This is a genomic window from Myroides sp. DF42-4-2 (assembly GCF_030326445.1).
Taxonomy (GTDB): Bacteria; Bacteroidota; Bacteroidia; order Flavobacteriales; family Flavobacteriaceae; genus Flavobacterium.
The window spans coordinates 1-21,371 of the sequence record NZ_JACAKI010000020.1 but is presented as its reverse complement, the minus strand read 5'-3'; the positions used below and the strand labels follow the sequence as shown (position 1 = coordinate 21,371).

Sequence of the window (21,371 nt, the reverse complement as noted above, 5' to 3'; positions counted from 1 at the left end):
TTATATAACAAATTTTATCACTTACAAATTAAGTAATGGAAGGAAAAAAATTAGATCGTAACAGTATTATAGGCTTTGTCATTATTGCCGGATTGCTTGTTTGGTTGATGTTAAACAACATTAATAAAGAGCAAGAGTCAATAAAAAAAGATACTGAATTAGCAGAGAAAGAAATTGTAAAACAAGAACAAGCCGCTACGTTTGAGAAAGCACTAGAGGCACCTGTAGGAGATTCTTTACAAACAGAGCAAATTCGCGCTACATTCGGTCCTTTCGCTTATAGTGCCATGTTACCAGCAGCTAAAGGAGGAACTACAACTTTAAAATCAGATTTACTTACTCTTGAAGTTGATAATAAAGGTGGAAAATTATCTCAAGTTGTTGTAAATGATTTCAAGCGTTTTAGCAAAGATTCAAACGAAATTGTTGCTTTAATCAAAGATCACAACGCGAAATTTAATTTACAATTACACACGAATGATAATCGTGTTTTCAATACAGAAGACTTGTATTTTGAACCTACTTTGAGTAAAGAAGGGGATAATCAAGTATTATCTATGCGTTTAAAAGCTTCTGAAACAGCGTTTTTAGAGTATCGTTATGTATTAAAACCGAATGATTATATGCTTGATTTCTCTATCCGTACACAAGGATTGAGTAAAATTGTTGACGCATCTAAAACGCCAGAATTAAACTGGGAAATGAAAACGTATCGCAATGAAAAAAGTATTGCGTATGAAAATAGATATGTTCGTTTATACTATGAACACGAAAAAGGAAAAGACAACAACCTAAGTGAGTCTAGCAAAGATGATACAAAAGAGTTGAAAGACGTTTCTTATATCGCCTATAAGCAACACTTCTTTACTTCTGCCTTATTGACCGATAAGAATTTTGAAACAGCTACATTAAATACTAAAAATTTAGTGGCTGATGAAAAAGTAGATACCGTATTTACTAAACAATTTGCTAGTGTTATTCCATTAAACTATAGCAATGGAGAGTTAAACTATGATATGAACTGGTATTTTGGTCCATCGGATTTCAAAATATTAAAATCATATGACCGTAACCTAGACAATATCGTACCTCTTGGATGGGGAATCTTTGGATGGATTAACCGTTTCTTGTTTATTCCCGTATTTGGTTTATTGACTAGTTTCTTACCTTACGGTATTGGTATTATTGTATTGACAATTTTGGTTCGTTTATTTACTTCACCGTTGACTTATAAGTCTTATGTTTCTCAAGCGAAAATGAAAATGATTCGCCCAGAAGTGAATGAATTGAATGAAAAGTTCAAGAATGATCCAATGAAGAAGCAACAAGAGACAATGAAATTGTACTCTAAAGCAGGAGTGAATCCAATGGCAGGTTGTATTCCAGCCTTATTGCAGATTCCTATCTTCTATTCTTTGTTTCAATTCTTCCCGTCTTCCTTTGATTTGAGACAAAAGAGCTTCTTATGGGCAGACGATTTATCGTCTTATGACTCCGTGTTACAATTGCCATTTAATATTCCATTCTATGGTAATCACGTGAGTTTATTCCCATTATTAGCGTCAATTGCCATTTTCTTCTATATGAAGATGACCACGGGAGATCAACAAATGGCACAACCAACACAAGAAGGGATGCCAGATATGAGTAAAATCATGAAGATTATGATTTACATATCTCCGATTATGATGTTATTCTTCTTTAATAACTACGCATCAGGTTTATCGTTGTACTACTTCATCTCTAACTCGATTACAATTGGAATTATGTATGTAATTAAAAATCACATTGTAAAAGACGAAAAGATCTTAGCTACAATCGAAGAGAACAAAACCAAGAAGCGTCCACAAGGAAAATGGCAACGCAAAATGCAAGAAATGATGGAACAAGCGCAGGAACAACAACGCTTGAAAGATCAAAATAAAAAATAATACGAAGGTATTGATGTAAAACTCCTCTTTTAGAGGAGTTTTTTTTTATATAATAGTGCCGTATAGTGGGGTCTCCTATGGTGCAATCGAGGTTGTAAACCGCTCTTTATCTTTTGTTGCTAGTCGCGTTCTGCATGATTAAAACTATATTCCTACATCATTTTAAATTAACTTACAATATCCCCTTCCCATAATTGGAATAAAAAGGCACAAATGGGTTTGTTTTTCCTTCTGCCAACAACGCAAACAACTGTTATTGAGTTGTTTGTTGGGTTTTGTTTTGCTTTTGTTCGGGTCTTCTTCGATAAACATTCGTATTTACGGGGGTTTAACCTCGATTTACCGAAGCTGACTCGAAGATGACTCGAACAAGACCCGAATAAAAATCTAGCGAACGGATTGCAAATCCGCGCGATCGGGATTAGGCAATACCTAATGCAATATATATTTACTAGAAATAGGAATTGATTCTATATTATTGCTACTTTTGGTTAAATTTATATTTTATGAAAAAATTAATACTTTTTAGCTTTTTAGCAACTGCAACAATGATGAATGCGCCAATGCAAGCGCAAGACAAAGTGAAATTCACAAAAGAACAGTTAAAAATAATGGATGATATGCTTTTTGATGAAGTATTCGTCGGTGTTAGTTCTAAAAAGAATTCTACTCTTGTTCTTAAAGATGGGACCAAAAAGGTGGGATCAGTTACTGGAGTATCCAGAAAAAAAGGTCAAATTACAGCAATTAAAATGAAAGATGCTGCTGGTAAAAAAGTAGAATTCCAAGCGGATCAAATTGAAGAAATGTATTTACCTATTGCTGGATTTGTAAAAGGAGCTAAAGTAGCTAGCTATTTTGAGAATTCGCGTAATTGGGGTAGTAAAAATTTATCAAAATCAACCAATCCAGATGAAGTGTATGTAAGAAACATCACCGCCTCTTTAAAAAACAAAAAAGCGGAAAAGGAATACTTGATGCAATTGATCAATCCAAGCTTTAGTAGTCAAATAGAAGTATATGCAGATCCAATGGCTTCTGAAACATCCTCTATTAGCTTTGGTGGAGGACCTAGCATCGGTGGGGGAGTAATTAAATCCTATTACGTTAAAAAAGGTGAGGAAGTGATTTGGCTTAAAAAAGGAGAATTTGAAGAACACTACAATTTCCTTTTTGGAGACAACCAAGAATTTCTACAGAAATTCCCATATAACTCAATCAAATGGGATCACTTAAGCTATTTAATCGCTGAGTATACAAAAATGGCAGAAGAGAAAAACGCATAAGCGAAGCAGCTAAGGATGTCCAATAGGGCATCCTTTTTGCTTTTAAAAAGGTGAGATCATAGACATTGGGTTTTTCTGAACCCGTTTTTTGCTTAGTTTTAAAAGGAACTATCCGCTCTTGTTCAGTGTACGTCTAGAAGTTGAAGCAGTAAGTCTTAAAATTAGATATGTTGTAATATATTGATATATAGTTGTTTAATCTAATTTTATTGCGCTATATTGATTTGTCCACCCTTTTGTCCACCCCGTATTTTTTCATTTTTTTAACTAAAGAGATAATTTTACAAAAATTTGGTTCTTCATTTTTACTGGATTGCCAATTAAACTCGATCTCTATCCTATGAAAAAAGCACCCCTTACTTTTTTACTTCCACTATTTTTGTTGTGGAATGTTGTTCTTCATGCACAAACCTATCAACCGCTAAGTCTAGATGGGTTTAATGAAGATGTGATTGCCAATGGAATTGGAACCGCTGTGTCGAGTACAACAAATGATATAGATGGTGTATCCTATTGCCTTCGCAGTTTGGATTGGAAGTTAACCGCCGAATCACAACCAATGACAAGTGGCTTGCCAACGAATGGAAGCATTACTTCTCAAGACTCGACGACACCGAATTTGCTGTTTCAACTTCAAGATTACAGTAGTAATAATGTTATTCGGTTGAAAACTACTGTGAATACGATTACATCTAACGTAGGTGGGCAAGTAAAATCCCAAAATATCTACATTTTAGCTACTTCTACTTCTGGTTCTTCTGTTTTGGAATGTAAGGTGATTTTTGAAGATGATTCATTTCAAGTGATGAGCATTACTTTACCTGATTGGTACAATGGAACAAATCTGTCAGTTGCTTTTCAAGGATTTGGAAGAATCAATCGAATGAATAATATGTTGGAAAATTCAACAACCAACCCTAGATTGTATCAATTTCCGATACCTATTACGCTTGAAAATCAAACGAAAGCAATTAAGTCTATTGCGTTTTCGCATGTAGAAGGACAGGGAATTAGTAGTGTTTTTGGCGCCACAGCTGAGTTGGTTCCTTCTTGTCCGAATCCGACATCAATTATCATCAATCAAATTACTTCCTCTACGGCTAAGGCTAATATCACTCCACCGAACATAGCACCGGATAGAGGATATGATTTCCAAGTGAGAAGCTATGGAAATCCTAGCGATGGAAATACAGGATTCGTAGTAAGTGGATCTACTATTGCAAGCAATTTAACCGTTGAATTGCCGTTTTTAACTAGTGGAGAAACCTTCTATTTTTATGTGAGATCTAAATGTAGTACAACAGAATTTGGAGATTGGCTAGGTCCCTTTGTTTTCACTACCTTGTGTGAAACTCGAGGCGCTTTTATTGAAAATTTCGAGTCCCAACCTGTAGGGACAGTTAACAATGCTAGTTTGCCTGGGTGTTGGGGAAAAATCAGTACTGGTAATGGGTATCTATACACCAGTAGTGCTTCTGCTTATTCCGGAAATCACAGCTTATATTTATATAATAGCAACCAAAATACGGGTGATTTACTGGTGGTTTCTCCTCCAACAAATCAGTTGGGTAATGGAGGGTATCGCGTTCGATTTCGAGCGAGGAGTACAGCTTCTGCTCTATCAACCTTAAACGTAGTTACCTTAGAAGATCCCAATACGACTGTCGGAATGCAATCTTTAGCAACCATACCATTGACTACGTCATTCAAAGAGTATTTCGTCAATTTTCCGGCTGGAACGGCTAATTACTTTGGATTAGCCCATGGTTTGAACGATGTGTATCAAGCAATCTATATGGATGATATTCGTTTTGAACCTATTCCTTCGTGCCTTGTACCAACTGATTTGACTGTTTCAGCTGTAGGTTTAAACACTGCAACGATCGCTTGGACAGCAACATCATCGCCCAATACGGAAGGATATACCTATGAAATACGAACTTCAGGAGAAGCGGGCAGTGGAACTACTGGCTTAGCTTTTTCAGCACAAGTAGATTCAAATACAAGGACAGTAAACCTGGCTAATCTAGTTGCAGGAACAACGTATCACGCTTATGTGAAAGCGAATTGTACGGCAACAGAGGAAAGCTATTGGACAGATGCAGCAACGTTCACTCCCAATTGGTGTACGCCAACCTATGTAAATGGATCCTCTAATCACCGAATTACCGTAGTGAATATTGATGAAATTAATTTTACCGACCAAATCCCTTCTTACACCCAAAGAGATCGAACAGCTGAGTCTATTCCAGATTTGACAGTTGGAAATACGTATACTTTTAATGTAACCACAACGGGGTATACGGGGATGGGAGTGGCTATTGATTTTAATAACGATGGCGTTTTTGATCAACAGACAGAAGTATCGGCGCTATCGGATTATATTCCTAACTATACCCAAGTATATACAGCTACTGTGACTATACCTAATACTATAGCTACGGGAAATTATCGCATGCGCATTTGGAATCGCATTGCGAATGCAGGAGGTATGGACGATGGAGCTGACCCTTGTGGCAGTTATAATTATGGAACATGGGCCGACTATACCGTAAAGATTCTAGAAGTGACACCACCTCCTGTGGCTGTTGATCAAGTGTTTTGTAAAAACGAAAATAAAAAAGTTAGCGATTTAACCGCTACTGGCGAAAACATCAAGTGGTATGCGAGTGAAACAGCAACCACTGCATTGCTACCGTCTACACTGCTCAGCAGTGGGACCTATTATGCGACTCAAACTATTGGAGGACAGGAGAGTGTGCGTCGAACTCCTATTCAAGTGGAAATAGAGGACCCTAAATTAAATTCGATTAGTGTATCTTCCTCTTTTCAATATAACACCCAGACCCAAGTGATACTAGTTGGTATTAGAAGTGTATTGGGACCATACGTTTTAACTTGGTATGAAGAGGAAACAGGTGGAGTGAGTATTCCTACACCCGATATAGCTGTGTTACCCGTAGGAACCCATGTATATTGGGTCAGTACGTTTAGTACAGCAGGCTGTGAAAGTAAAAGGAGTAAAATTACCTTGGTTGTTAACCCATTAACACTTTATGTTATTCCTACAGCCATAACCAAATACTATGGAGATGCCGATCCTGAGTTAAGGTATACGATTTATGGCGGCTATAGTGAGATACCATTAACAGGAAGTTTAGCTCGAGATCCAGGTGAAAATGTCGGTTCTTATGCGATTCGCCAAGGGACTCTAACTACCTCTTCGAATTATAGTTTGATTATGACTACGGCCACCTTGACGATTTCACCCGCTCCATTAACGGTAAATGCAGATGCAAAAACCAAAGAAATGGGGGCAGCCGATCCTATGTTGACTTATCAGGTTTCAGGACTCAAAAATGGGGAACTAGCAGAAGATGTATTGACTGGTACTTTAACGAGAGATCCGGGAGAAGAAACGGGGGTTTATCCTATTACGCAAGGAACATTAGCCTTGACTTCTGCGAATTATGCAATGCGGTACCAACCAGCTAATCTAACGATTCGAACAACCACTATTGTGGTTCAGGCAAATGACAAAACCAAAGTCTATGGAGATACGGATCCAACATTAACCTATACCGTATCAGGATTGGATCCTGCAGTTGATCCAAGTACGGTCTTGATGGGTAGTTTGTCTCGTGAACCAGGAGAAAATGTAAGTAGTTATGCCATCACCCAAGGTACATTGACAGCAGTAGCTGGGTATACGTTGCAATTTGAAGCTGCTGATTTAACCATTACACCTGCCACAGTTACCATAACCGCAGAAGCGAAAACCAAAGTATATGGAGATACGGATCCAACATTAACTTATACGGTTAATGGATTAAAGGGAACAGATACTCTTACAGGAAGCCTAGTTCGCGAAGTAGGAGAAACTGTAGGAACTTATGAAATTCAGCAGGGAAGTGTAGCTGCATCAACGGATTATACCCTCGTATATCAAGCCGCTGATTTAACCATTGCCCCTGCCACAGTTACCATAACTGCAGAAGCAAAAACCAAAGTATATGGAGATACGGATCCTTTGTTAACCTATACGGTTCATGGATTAAAGGGAACAGATACTCTTACAGGAAGCTTAGTTCGCGAAGTAGGAGAAACTGTAGGAACTTATGAAATTCAGCAGGGAAGTGTAGCGGCATCAACGGATTATACCCTCGTATATCAAGCCGCTGATTTAGATATTACACCTGCCACAGTAACCATAACCGCAGAAGCAAAAACCAAAGTGTATGGAGATACGGATCCTTTGTTAACCTATACGGTAAGTGGATTAAAGGGAACGGATCAACTTACAGGAAGTTTAGTTCGCGAAGTAGGAGAAGCTGTAGGAACGTATGAAATTCAGCAGGGAAGTGTAGCTGCATCAACGGATTATACCCTCGTATATCAAGCGGCTGATTTAACCATCACCCCCGCCACAGTTACCATAACCGCAGAAGCAAAAACCAAAGTGTATGGAGATACGGATCCAACATTAACCTATACGGTTCGTGGATTAAAGGGAACAGATACTCTTACAGGAAGCTTAGTTCGCGAAGGAGGAGAAGCTGTAGGGACTTATGAAATCCAACAGGGAAGTTTGGCTGCATCAACGGATTATACCCTCGTATATCAAGCCGCTGATTTAGATATTACCCCTGCCACAGTTACCATAACCGCAGAAGCAAAAACCAAAGTGTATGGAGATACGGATCCTTTGTTAACCTATACGGTTCGTGGATTAAAGGGAACGGATCAACTTACAGGAAGCTTAGTTCGCGAAGGAGGAGAAACTGTAGGAACTTATGAAATTCAGCAGGGAAGTGTAGTGGCATCAACGGATTATACCCTCGTATATCAAGCCGCTGATTTAACCATCACCCCCGCCACAGTTACCATAACCGCAGAAGCAAAAACCAAAGTGTATGGAGATACGGATCCTTTGTTAACCTATGCAGTTCGTGGATTAAAAGGAACGGATGCTCTTACAGGAAGCTTAGTTCGCGAAGTAGGAGAGGCTGTAGGAACTTACGAAATCCAACAGGGAAGTTTGGCTGCATCAACGGATTATACGGTTGTGTATCAAGCCGCTGATTTTACCATTACACCTGCCACAGTTACCATAACCGCAGAAGCGAAAACCAAAGTATATGGAGATACGGATCCTTTGTTAACCTATACAGTAAGTGGATTAAAAGGAACAGATACTCTTACAGGAAGCTTAGTTCGCGAAGTAGGAGAAACTGTAGGAACTTACGAAATCCAACAGGGAAGTGTAGCTGCATCAACGGATTATACCCTCGTATATCAAGCCGCTGATTTAACCATTACACCTGCCACAGTTACCATAACCGCAGAAGCAAAAACCAAAGTATATGGAGATACAGATCCAACATTAACCTATACGGTTCATGGATTAAAGGGAACAGATACTCTTACAGGAAGCTTAGTTCGCGAAGTAGGAGAAGCTGTAGGGACGTACGAAATCCAACAGGGAAGTTTGGCTGCATCAACGGATTATACGGTTGTGTATCAAGCCGCTGATTTTACCATTTTTCCCGTTGAATTGGTTATTTATCCCCAACAAAACCAAGAAAAGGAATATGGAACTGATGATCCTACTCTTGCTTTTACTGTAGAGGGATTAAGAAATGGAGATACCATAGCAACAGCTTTACGCGGTGCCTTAGGTAGAAGTACAAGTGAAAATGTAGGTCGCTACCGATATACACTTGGAAGCTTGGAAAGCATCGCTAATAATTATGTATTGCGTTTGAATACAGAAGAGCGCTTTGAGATTACCCCAGCGCCAGTTGCTATTGTTGTAGAAATAGGACAATACAAACATTATGGACAAGCAGATCCCGCATTGAGGTATGAGATTCAAGGATTGAGACGTGGAGATTATCCGGCTAACACCATGACGGGACAATTAAAACGCGAACCTGGTGAAGAAGTAGGTCAATATACCATTGTACAAGGTAGTCTCGCTCCACGCTCAAATTACACTATTCGCTCGTTTACAACAGCCTCTTTTGAAATTAAAAGAGGTGAAATACAAGGGCTTATCTTGCCTTCAAAAACGGTTGTTTACGATGGGGAACCTCAGTATTTACAGGTAGAAGGACCTTTGAGTCTTGGAGCAGTAGTAACCTATGAAAACAACGAACAAACCCAAGTAGGACGCTATACTGTAGTGGCTACGATTACAGATGAACCAAACTACGAACCCTTGCGTTTAGTGGGAACATTGACCATTACTCCGGCAGAACAACACATTCGCTTTGGAGCCGTTTCGACTGTTGTCTTAGAGGATACGCCATCCTTACCACTTCAAGCAGTGGCTAGTTCTGGTTTGGCTGTAACGTATACAATAGATGATCCTGCCGAGCAAACCCTTGCTCAAGTGGATGCAGCAGGAGTTATTCACTTCCTACAAGCAGGGGTTGTTACCGTAACAGCACATCAAGAAGGAAATGCCAATTACAAAGCGGCAGCCCCAGTTTCTCAAACCATTGAAATAAGCAGTAGAGATGCGAGCATTTGGAATCTCCTTGTCGATGGTGTTTCCCATGGAAAAATAGAAAAAGTAGTAGAATTAGTCTTAGACTGTTCGACCCCACAAGAAGAAGTGATTTTGGAAATTATCACCCAAGTTGGTGCAGTAGTAAGTCCGTCAAACTATATCACAGTTCCCGTGACAACCTATGGAATCCACGAACAAGTCATAGTGGTACAATCGGCAAATGGACAAGTCACAACAACTTACACCATTCGCATAGACAAGCGCATTCCAACAGAACGTATTGTATTCCAAAAATACGAGAAAGTTTTATTGGTCAACAACAACAAGCAAACCAACGGAGGTTACGTATTCAGTGGGTATGAATGGTTTAAAAATGGAATGTCACTTGGCAAAAAGCAATTCTATGCTGAGCAAGGTGATGCTGGCACAACCTTAGATGTTGACGCAGAATACCTCGTGGAGCTGACGCTACACAATGGACAAAAAATAAGAAGTTGTCCCATCTTTATTCAAGGGAAAACAACAGAGAATTGGGCCGTATATCCAAATCCCGTACAAAAGAGCGCTTGGTTGTATGTTCGACTAGAGGAGGAAGCTCGTCAAGAAGCTACAACATACAAGATCTACAACATCACAGGGCAGCTAATTAAAAGTGGAGCATTGGATAAAGGGAAGATGGGAATTGAAATTCCGTCAACAGTTGCTGCAGGATCGTATTATCTAGTTTTGAATAGAGCAGGCAAACAACAGGGAATTCAATTTATTGTTCAATAACAAAGGCTAATGGAGATTTCTCTCTGTATTACAGGGGGATTTTAGTTCTGATGCAGGGGAATTTCAAAAATCAATAAGGATGAAACAAGACGTATATTTTTTTATAGGATTATTTTTAATGAGCTATGTGCCCGTGCAGGCGCAATACAAGCCATACTATTATAAGGATCACGAAGTAGGGGCAACAGTAAAAGTGGGAATGCACCAAAATTATGGTAGCTTACCCAATTCAATTGCGGCTGATTTAAAAGTAGCGACAGCGATTGGATTACAGTATGATTACTATTTAACACCCAATTGGAGTATGGGAGTTGGCATTCAATATGCCAGTCAAACTACTGATTTTACAGGGAGAAACCTCAAGGGAGTAAGTCAAGAAACCGATTGGGAAAACGAGGCTTTTACGTTTAGCTATGACGGAAAAAAGTACAAAGAACAATGGAAGGTTTCCCAACTCAATATTCCCTTAACCGTACACTATGTCGGAAAAGGAGAAACGGCACTGTATATTCGAACTGGGGTTCAGTATTCCTTGATGATGAATACCAAAGCTACCCTGACGTGGAATCAATTGCAGACTTCAGGATATTTTCCGCAATACAATTTACACCTCGATCAAGATTTGTTGTATGCGGGATTTGGGTATCAAGAACAAGTGGAATACAAACCCGATGCAGAATTAAAAAATCGATGGGCTTGGATTGGAGAGTTTGGAGTCAGACACAACCTACGAGACAATCAAAACCTCTATATAGGGTTGTATGTTGACTTGGGGTTAAACAACCAAAAATCAAGTGGAAGTGAGAAACCCAAACAATTGGTAGCTTATCAGCCTGTTCGCGAGCAAGCTTTGACCTATCACAGTCTACAAGAAAGTACAACCACTGCTTTTAAAAATTACAATTTTGGGATTCAGTTGCGCTATAGTATCGGATTATAGGTGAGTGGTGAGTGGTACTCACTATTCACCACTCACTAAACAACAAAGTGCAAAGAGCAAAGTGCAAAGTGCAAAGAGCAAAGTGCAAAGTGCAAAGAGCAAAGTGCAAAGAGCAATTCTAAAGAAAATCTAAAATCGCATGAGTTTACCGCAATTCTCCGTAACTTTGCCTCTTAGTTTTTTTAAAATATGAAAAGAGTAGTAGTAGGACTTTCAGGGGGGGTAGACTCAAGTGTTGCCGCCTACTTATTGAAAGAACAAGGATACGAAGTGATCGGATTATTCATGAAAAATTGGCATGATGATACCGTTACCATTTCGAATGAGTGTCCCTGGCTAGAAGATAGCAATGACGCTCTGATGGTTGCTGAGAAATTAGGCATCCCTTTTCAAACCGTGGATTTAAGTGAACAATATAAGGAGAAGATTGTAGATTATATGTTTAAGGAGTACGAAAATGGTCGTACCCCAAATCCAGATGTATTGTGCAATAGAGAGATTAAGTTCGATGTTTTCATGAAAATTGCCTTAGAATTAGGCGCGGATTATGTAGCGACAGGACACTATTGTAGAAAAGCGGAAGAAGAAGTGGTAGCTGCAGATGGCACAACCCAAACCGTATATAAATTATTAGCAGGAGTTGATCCGTCAAAAGATCAATCCTATTTCTTATGTCAATTGTCACAAGAGCAATTGGCAAAAGCCTTATTTCCCGTTGGAGAATTGTACAAATCAAAAGTAAGAGAAATTGCCACCGAGGCAGATTTAATTACCGCAGAGAAAAAAGATTCCCAAGGGTTGTGTTTTATTGGAAAAGTTCGCTTACCTGAATTTTTACAACAACAATTAAAACCCAAAGATGGTTTTATCTACGAGATTCCGAAAGATGCACCGATTTTTGCTAGTACAGGAGTAGCACCTACAGCCTTAGCAGAAGAATTATATGCTGAAGCCAAAGCGTTTCAGTATACCCCAGAGATGGGTAAAAAAGTGGGAGATCACTATGGCGCGCATTATTTCACTACAGGACAACGCAAAGGATTGAATGTTGGTGGAACAGTAGATCCCTTATTTGTTATTGCAACCGATGTAGAAAACAATATCATCTATACAGGACAAGGCAATACACATCCTGGTTTGTTCCATAAAACGCTTTTTGTACAAGAGGGTGAAATCCATTGGATACGCGAAGATTTACAGCTAAAATCAGGTGAAACAATGCGTATAAAAGCGCGTATTCGCTACCGTCAACCCTTACAAGAAGCGACTTTACACAAAATGGATAGCGGTATGTATGTGCGTTTTGATGAGCCACAATCAGCGATTACTGAAGGACAATTCGTATCTTGGCATATCGGAGAAGAATTAATTGGCTCTGGTGTAATATCGAAAGTAAACTAAAAGAAAGATCAAAACAGATGGCAAAGAACAGCATTACCTCGCTTTTTAACATACAATACCCCATTATTCAAGGGGGAATGGTTTGGAATAGTGGCTATAAACTTGCCAGTGCCGTAAGCAATGCAGGGGGATTAGGACTAATTGGCGCAGGATCGATGTATCCAGAAGTTTTGAGAACGCATATCCAAAAGTGCAAGCAAGCGACGGATAAGCCGTTTGGTGTCAATGTATCCCTATTGTATCCGGACCTACAAGAAGTGATGGATATTATTGTAGAAGAAGGCGTTAAAATTGTGTTTACCTCTGCGGGTAATCCCAAATTGTGGACTCCTTTCTTAAAGTCACATGGGATCACAGTAGCCCATGTAGTTAGCTCGTCTAAATTTGCATTAAAAGCACAAGATGCAGGAGTCGATGCCCTTGTTGCAGAGGGGTTTGAAGCTGGGGGACACAACGGAAGAGAGGAAACGACCACTTTTACGTTAATTCCCATGGTCAAAGAAAAGGTACAAATCCCCTTGATTGCTGCTGGGGGAATTGCAACAGGAAGTGGTATGTTAGCTGCGATGATTCTCGGTGCGGATGGGGTGCAAATGGGTACGCGTTTTATCGCGTCTACGGAAAGTTCAGCACACCAAGCGTTTAAGCATAAGGTGACCCAAGTAGAAGAAGGAGATACCATTCTAACCCTAAAAGAATTAGCGCCCGTTCGTTTGATAAAAAATGAGTTTTATCAAGGTATTGAAGAACTGTATCAAGCAGGAGCTAGCAAAGAAGATTTACGCGCTTACCTAAGCAAAGGACGATCGAAAAAAGGAATGTTCGAAGGCGATTTAGTAGAAGGAGAATTAGAAGCAGGACAAGTGGCAGGATTAATTCACCACATCGAGCCTGTAGCTGCTATTATCGCTACTATTATGCGCGAATTTGAACAAGCCAAACAGCGAATGTTTAATTTTTAACCAAAGTAAATGAATCCAACCTTTCATTAGTTTGAGAAGAGTGATTTATTTTTTTATACTAGAAGAGAAACCATGCGAATTTTAAATAAAAAGTTCGTATGGTTTTTTGCTATATACTAATAATCTTTTATTTTTATAGGAAGTAACATAAACGAAATAAAATAAAAACCACACACTACATATGAGTTATTATAAAATAGAGAATCTCGAACAGTATTTTAAGCATTATAAAAAATCTGTGCGAGAACCTAGAAAGTTTTGGAGCAAAATAGCAGAAGAAAACTTTGTATGGTATCAAGTTTGGGATAAGGTTTTTCAATTTGATATGGAAGAATCTAAGTTTGAGTGGTTTGTCAACGCAAAATTAAACATCGTAAAAAACTGCGTGGATAGACACCTAGCGAAAAGAGGAGAGAAGCCCGCTATTATCTTTGAACCGAACAATCCTGAGGAACATCCACAAATCATTACGTATAACGACTTGTTTAATCGCGTTTGCAAAATGGCAAACGTCTTAAAAGAACAAGGCGTAAAAAAAGGCGATCGCGTTTGTATTTATTTGCCAATGATTCCAGAATTAGCGGTGGCTATGTTGGCTTGTGCACGAATTGGCGCAGTGCACAGTGTGATTTTTGCAGGATTTTCATCCTCAGCGGTTAGCAAGCGAATTAACGATGCTGCCTGTCAATTTGTTATCACCTCTGATGGAAGTTTTAGAGGAAGCAAGAGTATCCCCTTAAAACCCATTATTGATGAAGCGTTAAAATCGTGTCCTTCGGTTGAGCGTGTACTAGTTGTGCAGCGCACAGAAGCGGATATCGAGATGATGCCTGAACGCGACATTTGGTTAAACCCTTTATTAGATGCGGCCTCTACGAATCACGTCGCTCAAGTGATGGACGCTGAAGATCCTTTATTTATTCTGTATACTTCGGGTTCAACCGGAACACCAAAGGGGATGGTGCATACCACAGCAGGTTATATGGTACAAACGGCCTATTCATTTAAAAATATATTTGATTACAAAGACGATGATATTTTTTGGTGTACGGCAGACTGTGGATGGATTACAGGGCACTCCTATATTGTGTACGGTCCCTTGTTAAACGGGGCAACAACGATTATGTTTGAAGGAATACCTACTTACCCCAATCCGAGCCGTTTTTGGGATATCATCGACAAGTATAAAGTAACCCAATTCTATACAGCCCCAACGGCCATTCGCTCGTTGATGACAGAAGATTATAAGTATGTCAATGAACACGACTTATCGAGTCTACGTGTGATTGGATCCGTAGGAGAGCCAATTAACGAAGAGGCATGGCACTGGTACAATGATCATGTTGGAAAGAAAAAATGTCCCATTGTGGATACGTGGTGGCAAACAGAAACAGGAAGTATTTTAATCTCTCCTTTGCCGTTTATTACCCCAACAAAACCAACCTATGCTACGTTGCCATTGCCAGGTATTCAAGCCGTTTTAATGGATGAAAAGCGAAACGAAATTGACGACAACCAAATTGACGGTTCTCTTTGCATCAAATTCCCTTGGCCTTCGATGGCTCGTACCATTTGGGGGGATCACCAACGCTATAAAGACACCTACTTTAGCCAGTTCCCTGGAAAGTATTTTACAGGGGATGGCGCATTGAGAGACGAAGTAGGATACTACAGAATCACAGGACGCGCTGATGATGTTGTGATTGTTTCAGGACATAATTTAGGTACGGCACCTATTGAAGATGCGATCAACGAACATCCAGCTGTGGCAGAAAGTGCTGTCGTAGGATATAAACACGAAATCAAAGGAAATGCCCTCTATGGATTTATTACACTCAAAGTAGAAGGAGAGTACAGAGATCGAGAGAATGTTAAAAAAGAAATCAACCAATATATCAGCAGTCACATTGGACCAATTGCGAAGTTGGATAAAATTCAATTCGTGGATAGCTTGCCTAAAACACGTTCTGGAAAGATTATGCGCCGCATTTTACGATCCATTGCTGAAGGAGAAACCAAAGACTTTGGAGATGTATCAACCTTAATCAATCCAGAAGTGATTGAGAAAATTAGAGAAGAGAAATTGTAAGATTTTAAATTCGCAATACGTAGATATAACACCCCAAAAAGCATGCGCTTTTTGGGGTGTTTTTTTTGTCTTCCTTCGAGTGAAAAAACACCCTTTTTAGAAGTAAAAGTAATTATTGCTATATAGAATAAAGCTAATAGCTGTGGTTTTCAAAGGATTACGGGGGGTTGAGGCATTTAGATGAATCTAAAAAGGTGTTTATTATTTGTGTTTTTCGATTTTACTATGGTGTTATTTATCTATATGCTTCCTAGGGGAAGGGAAGTAGTTAGGTGTTAATTACTCATTATCTTTCTTTTTTACTTATTTGATTTTTCATTTTTCGATTCAATATCCCTTAATTCTTATAGTTCTCAGCGTTTATTTTTAAATAAAAGTGCTTTTTGAGAACAATAAGTTGAGAATAAATCTCAAAATGAAGTTTAAAAATAGAGATAATTTAATGGAAGACTATAGTTTGCTTGTTGGTTTTCTATTTTTTTGGTGTTTTTGATGGGGTAATTGTGTTTAAATTTAATAAAAAATTGAGTAAAATTTATTAAAAATTGTAATATGATTAGAAAAGTTATTCCATTGATGGCGTTGTTTGCAACTGGTTTTGTAACTGCCCAAGTTGGTATTGGAACTGTAACTCCAGCTAATTCAAGTCAACTAGATATCGTCTCTACAAATAAGGGGGTTTTATTTCCTAGAGTCATTTTAAACAGTGAAACGGATAAAGATGCAATTTCAGGTGATCTAACTGAAAGTTTATTCGTTTATAACCTTGGACACGAAGATTTTCCTTCTGGTTTTTACTACTGGAAAAAAGATAAATGGGTTCGCCTGTTAAATTCACAATCCTATGTGAATACAACCAACCAAAGCTTCACTTTAATTGATAATCACCTGACAATCACCGATTCTGATGGAAATACGGTATCGCTGTCGTTGGATGAAATTGTAAATAATTCAAACTTCATTACCGAAATTGTAAATAAATTAAAAGGCAAATACGGTAATGTTTACTACAATACGGAAGATCATAAGTTTTATTATCTCGATGACAACGGAGCACCTATCCTAATTACGTGGGAAGACCTCAATACTACAAACGTTAGTTTTACCTTAGAAGATGATTTCTTAATGATCACGGATCTTGATAATCGATCTGTTCGTTTGGCTGTGCAAGATATTGCTAGTAATTTGACTTTTGTAAATAAGTTAACTGAAAACCCTGCCTTCATCACAGAAATCATCAACAAATTAAAAGGCAAATACGGAAACGTTTACTACAACATTGACGAGAACAAGTTCTACTACATCCAAGACGATGGAACCGAAGGTACTATTGATTGGTCGTCGATTAATACGACTAACGTAAGCTTTACGCTTGATGCGGATATGTTGACGGTAACTGATTCCGATGGGAACAAAGTGCAGCTAGACGTTAAAGAGATTGCGAACAACTCTACCTTTATTGAGGAACTTACACAAAATCAAGAGTTTGTAACGAAAATTACAAACAACAATGAGTTCATCACAGAAATCATCAACAAGCTCAAAGGCAAATACGGAAACGTATACTACAATGTAGATGAGAATAGATTCTACTACATCCAAGACGATGGAACAGAGGGAACTATTGATTGGTCTTCGATCAATACGACAAACGTAAGTTTTACCCTCGATGCGGATATGTTGACGGTGACTGATTCCGATGGCAACAAAGTGCAGTTAGACGTTAAAGAGATTGCGAACAACTCTATCTTTATTGAGGAACTTACACAAAATCAAGAGTTTGTAACGAAAATTACAAGCAATAACGAGTTTATTACGGAGGTAATCAACAAGCTAAAAGGCAAATACGGAAACGTTTACTACAACATTGACGAGAACAGATTCTACTACATCCAAGACGATGGAACAGAGGGAACTATAGATTGGTCGTCGATCAATACGACTAACGTTAGCTTTACCCTCGATGCAGATATGTTGACGGTAACTGATTCCGATGGGAACAAAGTGCAGTTAGACGTTAAAGAAATTGCGAACAACTCTACCTTTATTGAAGAACTGACACAAAATCAAGAGTTTGTAACGAAAATTACAAACAATAACGAGTTCATTACGGAGGTAATCAACAAGCTAAAAGGCAAATACGGAAACGTTTACTACAATGTAGATGAGAATAGATTCTACTACATCCAAGACGATGGAACCGAAGGTACTATTGATTGGTCGTCGATCAATACGACTAACGTAAGCTTTACCCTCGATGCGGATATGTTGACGGTAACTGATTCTGATGGAAACAAAGTGCAGCTGGACGTTAAAGAGATTGCGAACAACTCTACCTTTATTGAAGAACTGACACAAAATCAAGAGTTTGTAACGAAAATTACAAGCAACAACGAGTTCATCACAGAAATCATCAACAAGCTCAAAGGCAAATACGGAAACGTATACTACAACGTAGATGAGAACAGATTCTACTACATCCAAGACGATGGAACAGAGGGAACTATTGATTGGTCTTCAATTAATACGACTAACGTAAGCTTTACCCTTGATGCAGATATGTTGACGGTGACTGATTCCGATGGGAACAAGGTACAGTTGGATGTAAAAGAGATTGCCAACAACTCTACCTTTATTGAGGAACTTACACAAAATCAAGAGTTTGTAACTAAAATTACAAACAACAATGAGTTCATTACAGAAATCATCAACAAGCTAAAAGGCAAATACGGAAACGTATACTACAATGTAGACGAGAACAGGTTCTACTACATCCAAGACGATGGAACAGAGGGAACTATAGATTGGTCGTCAATCAATACGACTAACGTAAGCTTTACCCTTGATGCAGATATGTTGACGGTGACTGATTCCGATGGGAACAAGGTACAGTTGGATGTAAAAGAGATTGCCAATAACTCCACCTTTATTGAGGAACTGACACAAAATCAAGAGTTTGTAACGAAAATTACAAGCAACAACGAGTTCATTACGGAGGTAATCAACAAGCTAAAAGGCAAATACGGAAACGTTTACTATAATGTAGACGAGAATAGATTCTACTACATCCAAGACGATGGAACAGAGGGTACTATTGATTGGTCGTCAATCAATACGACTAACGTAAGCTTTACGCTTGATGCAGATATGTTGACGGTAACTGATTCCGATGGGAACAAAGTGCAGTTAGACGTTAAAGAGATTGCAAGCAATTCTAGTTTTATCACTGAGTTGACCACTAATGACGAGTTTATTACCAATGTAGGGAATAACCAGACGTTGATTACCAACATTGTCAACAAGCTCAAAGGCAAATACGGAAATGTTTACTACAATGTAGACGAGAACAGGTTCTACTACATCCAAGAAGATGGAACAGAGGGAACTATAGATTGGTCGTCAATTAATACTACTAACGTAAGCTTTACCCTTGATGCAGATATGTTGACGGTGACTGATTCCGATGGGAACAAAGTGCAGTTAGACGTTAAAGAGATTGCGAACAACTCTACCTTTATTGAGGAACTTACACAAAATCAAGAGTTTGTAACGAAAATTACAAACAACAATGAGTTTATCACAGAAATCATCAACAAGCTAAAAGGTAAATACGGAAATGTTTACTACAATGTAGACGAGAATAGATTCTACTACATCCAAGACGATGGAACAGAGGGAACTATTGATTGGTCGTCGATCAATACCACAAACGTTAGCTTTACCCTCGATGCGGATATGTTGACGGTGACTGATTCCGATGGGAACAAAGTGCAGCTGGATGTAAAAGAGATTGCAAGCAATTCTAGTTTTATCACTGAGTTGACCACTAATGACGAGTTTATTACCAATGTAGGGAATAACCAGACGTTGATTACCAATATTGTCAACAAGCTAAAAGGCAAATACGGAAATGTTTACTACAATGTAGACGAGAATAGATTCTACTACATCCAAGACGATGGAACAGAGGGAACTATTGATTGGTCGTCGATTAATACGACTAACGTAAGCTTTACCCTCGATGCAGATATGTTGACGGTGACTGATTCCGATGGCAACAAAGTGCAACTGGACGTTAAAGAGATTGCGAACAACTCTACCTTCATTGAGGAACTTACACAAAATCAAGAGTTTGTAACGAAAATTACAAACAACAGTGAGTTCATCACAGAAATCATCAACAAGCTAAAAGGCAAATACGGAAACGTATACTACAATGTAGACGAGAACAGATTCTACTACATCCAAGACGATGGAACAGAGGGAACTATAGATTGGTCGTCGATCAATACGACTAACGTAAGCTTTACGCTTGATGCGGATATGTTGACGGTAACTGATTCAGATGGGAACAAGGTGCAGTTAGACGTTAAAGTGATCGCTAGTAATTCTAGTTTTATCACTGAGTTGACCACTAATGACGAGTTTATTACCAATGTAGGGAATAACCAGACGTTGATTACCAACATTGTCAACAAGCTCAAAGGCAAATACGGAAATGTTTACTACAATGTAGACGAGAACAGGTTCTACTATATCCAAGACGATGGAACCGAGGGAACTATAGACTGGTCGTCAATCAATACGACAAACGTAAGCTTTACCCTTGATGCAGATATGTTGACGGTGACTGATTCCGATGGCAACAAAGTGCAACTGGACGTTAAAGAGATCGCTAGTAATTCTAGTTTTATCACTGAGTTGACAACTAATGATGAGTTTATTACCAATGTAGGGAATAATCAGACGTTGATTACCAATATTGTCAATAAGCTAAAAGGTAAATACGGAAACGTATACTACAATGTAGACGAGAACAGGTTCTACTATATCCAAGACGATGGAACAGAGGGTACTATTGATTGGTCGTCAATTAATACTACGAACGTAAGCTTTACGCTTGATGCGGATATGTTGACGGTGACTGATTCCGATGGGAACAAAGTGCAGTTAGACGTTAAAGAGATTGCAAGCAATTCTAGTTTTATCACTGAGTTGACAACTAATGACGAGTTTATTACTAATGTAGGGAATAACCAGACGTTGATTACTAACATTGTCAACAAGCTCAAAGGCAAATACGGAAACGTATACTACAATGTAGACGAGAACAGGTTCTACTATATCCAAGACGATGGAACTGAGGGTACTATTGATTGGTCGTCGATCAATACGACTAACGTAAGCTTTACGCTTGATGCGGATATGTTGACGGTGACTGATTCCGATGGCAACAAAGTGCAGTTAGACGTTAAAGAGATCGCTAGCAATTCTAGTTTTATCACTGAGTTGACAACTAATGACGAGTTTATTACCAATGTAGGGAATAATCAGACGTTGATTACTAATATTGTCAACAAGCTAAAAGGCAAATACGGAAACGTATACTACAATGTAGACGAGAACAGATTCTACTACATCCAAGACGATGGAACAGAGGGAACTATAGATTGGTCGTCGATCAATACGACTAA

Annotated in this window: 8 protein-coding genes; all 8 read left to right on the top strand. The window is 38.8% G+C overall.

Translation table 11 applies throughout. From position 1 onward, the window contains the following. The first annotated feature begins 35 nt into the window (after positions 1–35). The gene (gene yidC / locus HX062_RS13375) at positions 36–1,931 is read left to right on the top strand and encodes a membrane protein insertase YidC (protein ID WP_182626554.1); all 1,896 of its coding nucleotides are present in this window, start codon (positions 36–38) and stop codon (positions 1,929–1,931) included. Positions 1,932–2,437: 506 nt separating this feature from the next. Further along, complete coding sequence (locus HX062_RS13370) at positions 2,438–3,217, top strand: hypothetical protein (protein ID WP_286467740.1); 780 nt, start codon at positions 2,438–2,440, stop codon at positions 3,215–3,217. Between the two features lie 340 nt (positions 3,218–3,557). Beyond that, on the top strand, positions 3,558–10,505 hold the full coding sequence (locus HX062_RS13365) for an MBG domain-containing protein (protein WP_286467739.1): 6,948 nt from the start codon (positions 3,558–3,560) through the stop codon (positions 10,503–10,505). 79 nt (positions 10,506–10,584) lie between these two features. After that, on the top strand, positions 10,585–11,445 hold the full coding sequence (locus HX062_RS13360) for an outer membrane beta-barrel protein (RefSeq protein WP_286467738.1): 861 nt from the start codon (positions 10,585–10,587) through the stop codon (positions 11,443–11,445). 189 nt (positions 11,446–11,634) lie between these two features. Continuing rightward, positions 11,635–12,846, top strand: coding sequence for a tRNA 2-thiouridine(34) synthase MnmA (gene mnmA / locus HX062_RS13355; protein ID WP_286467737.1), 1,212 nt, complete (start codon positions 11,635–11,637; stop codon positions 12,844–12,846). A gap of 17 nt (positions 12,847–12,863) precedes the next feature. Next, positions 12,864–13,808, top strand: coding sequence for an NAD(P)H-dependent flavin oxidoreductase (locus tag HX062_RS13350; protein ID WP_182627724.1), 945 nt, complete (start codon positions 12,864–12,866; stop codon positions 13,806–13,808). 181 nt (positions 13,809–13,989) lie between these two features. Then, positions 13,990–15,897 carry an acetate--CoA ligase gene (gene acs / locus HX062_RS13345; RefSeq protein ID WP_182627722.1) on the top strand — a complete coding sequence of 636 codons (1,908 nt, stop codon included), beginning with the start codon at positions 13,990–13,992 and terminating at the stop codon, positions 15,895–15,897. 552 nt (positions 15,898–16,449) lie between these two features. After that, positions 16,450–21,371 (top strand): phage tail-like protein (locus HX062_RS13340; protein ID WP_286467736.1); only part of this gene is annotated, 4,922 nt, incomplete at its 3' end.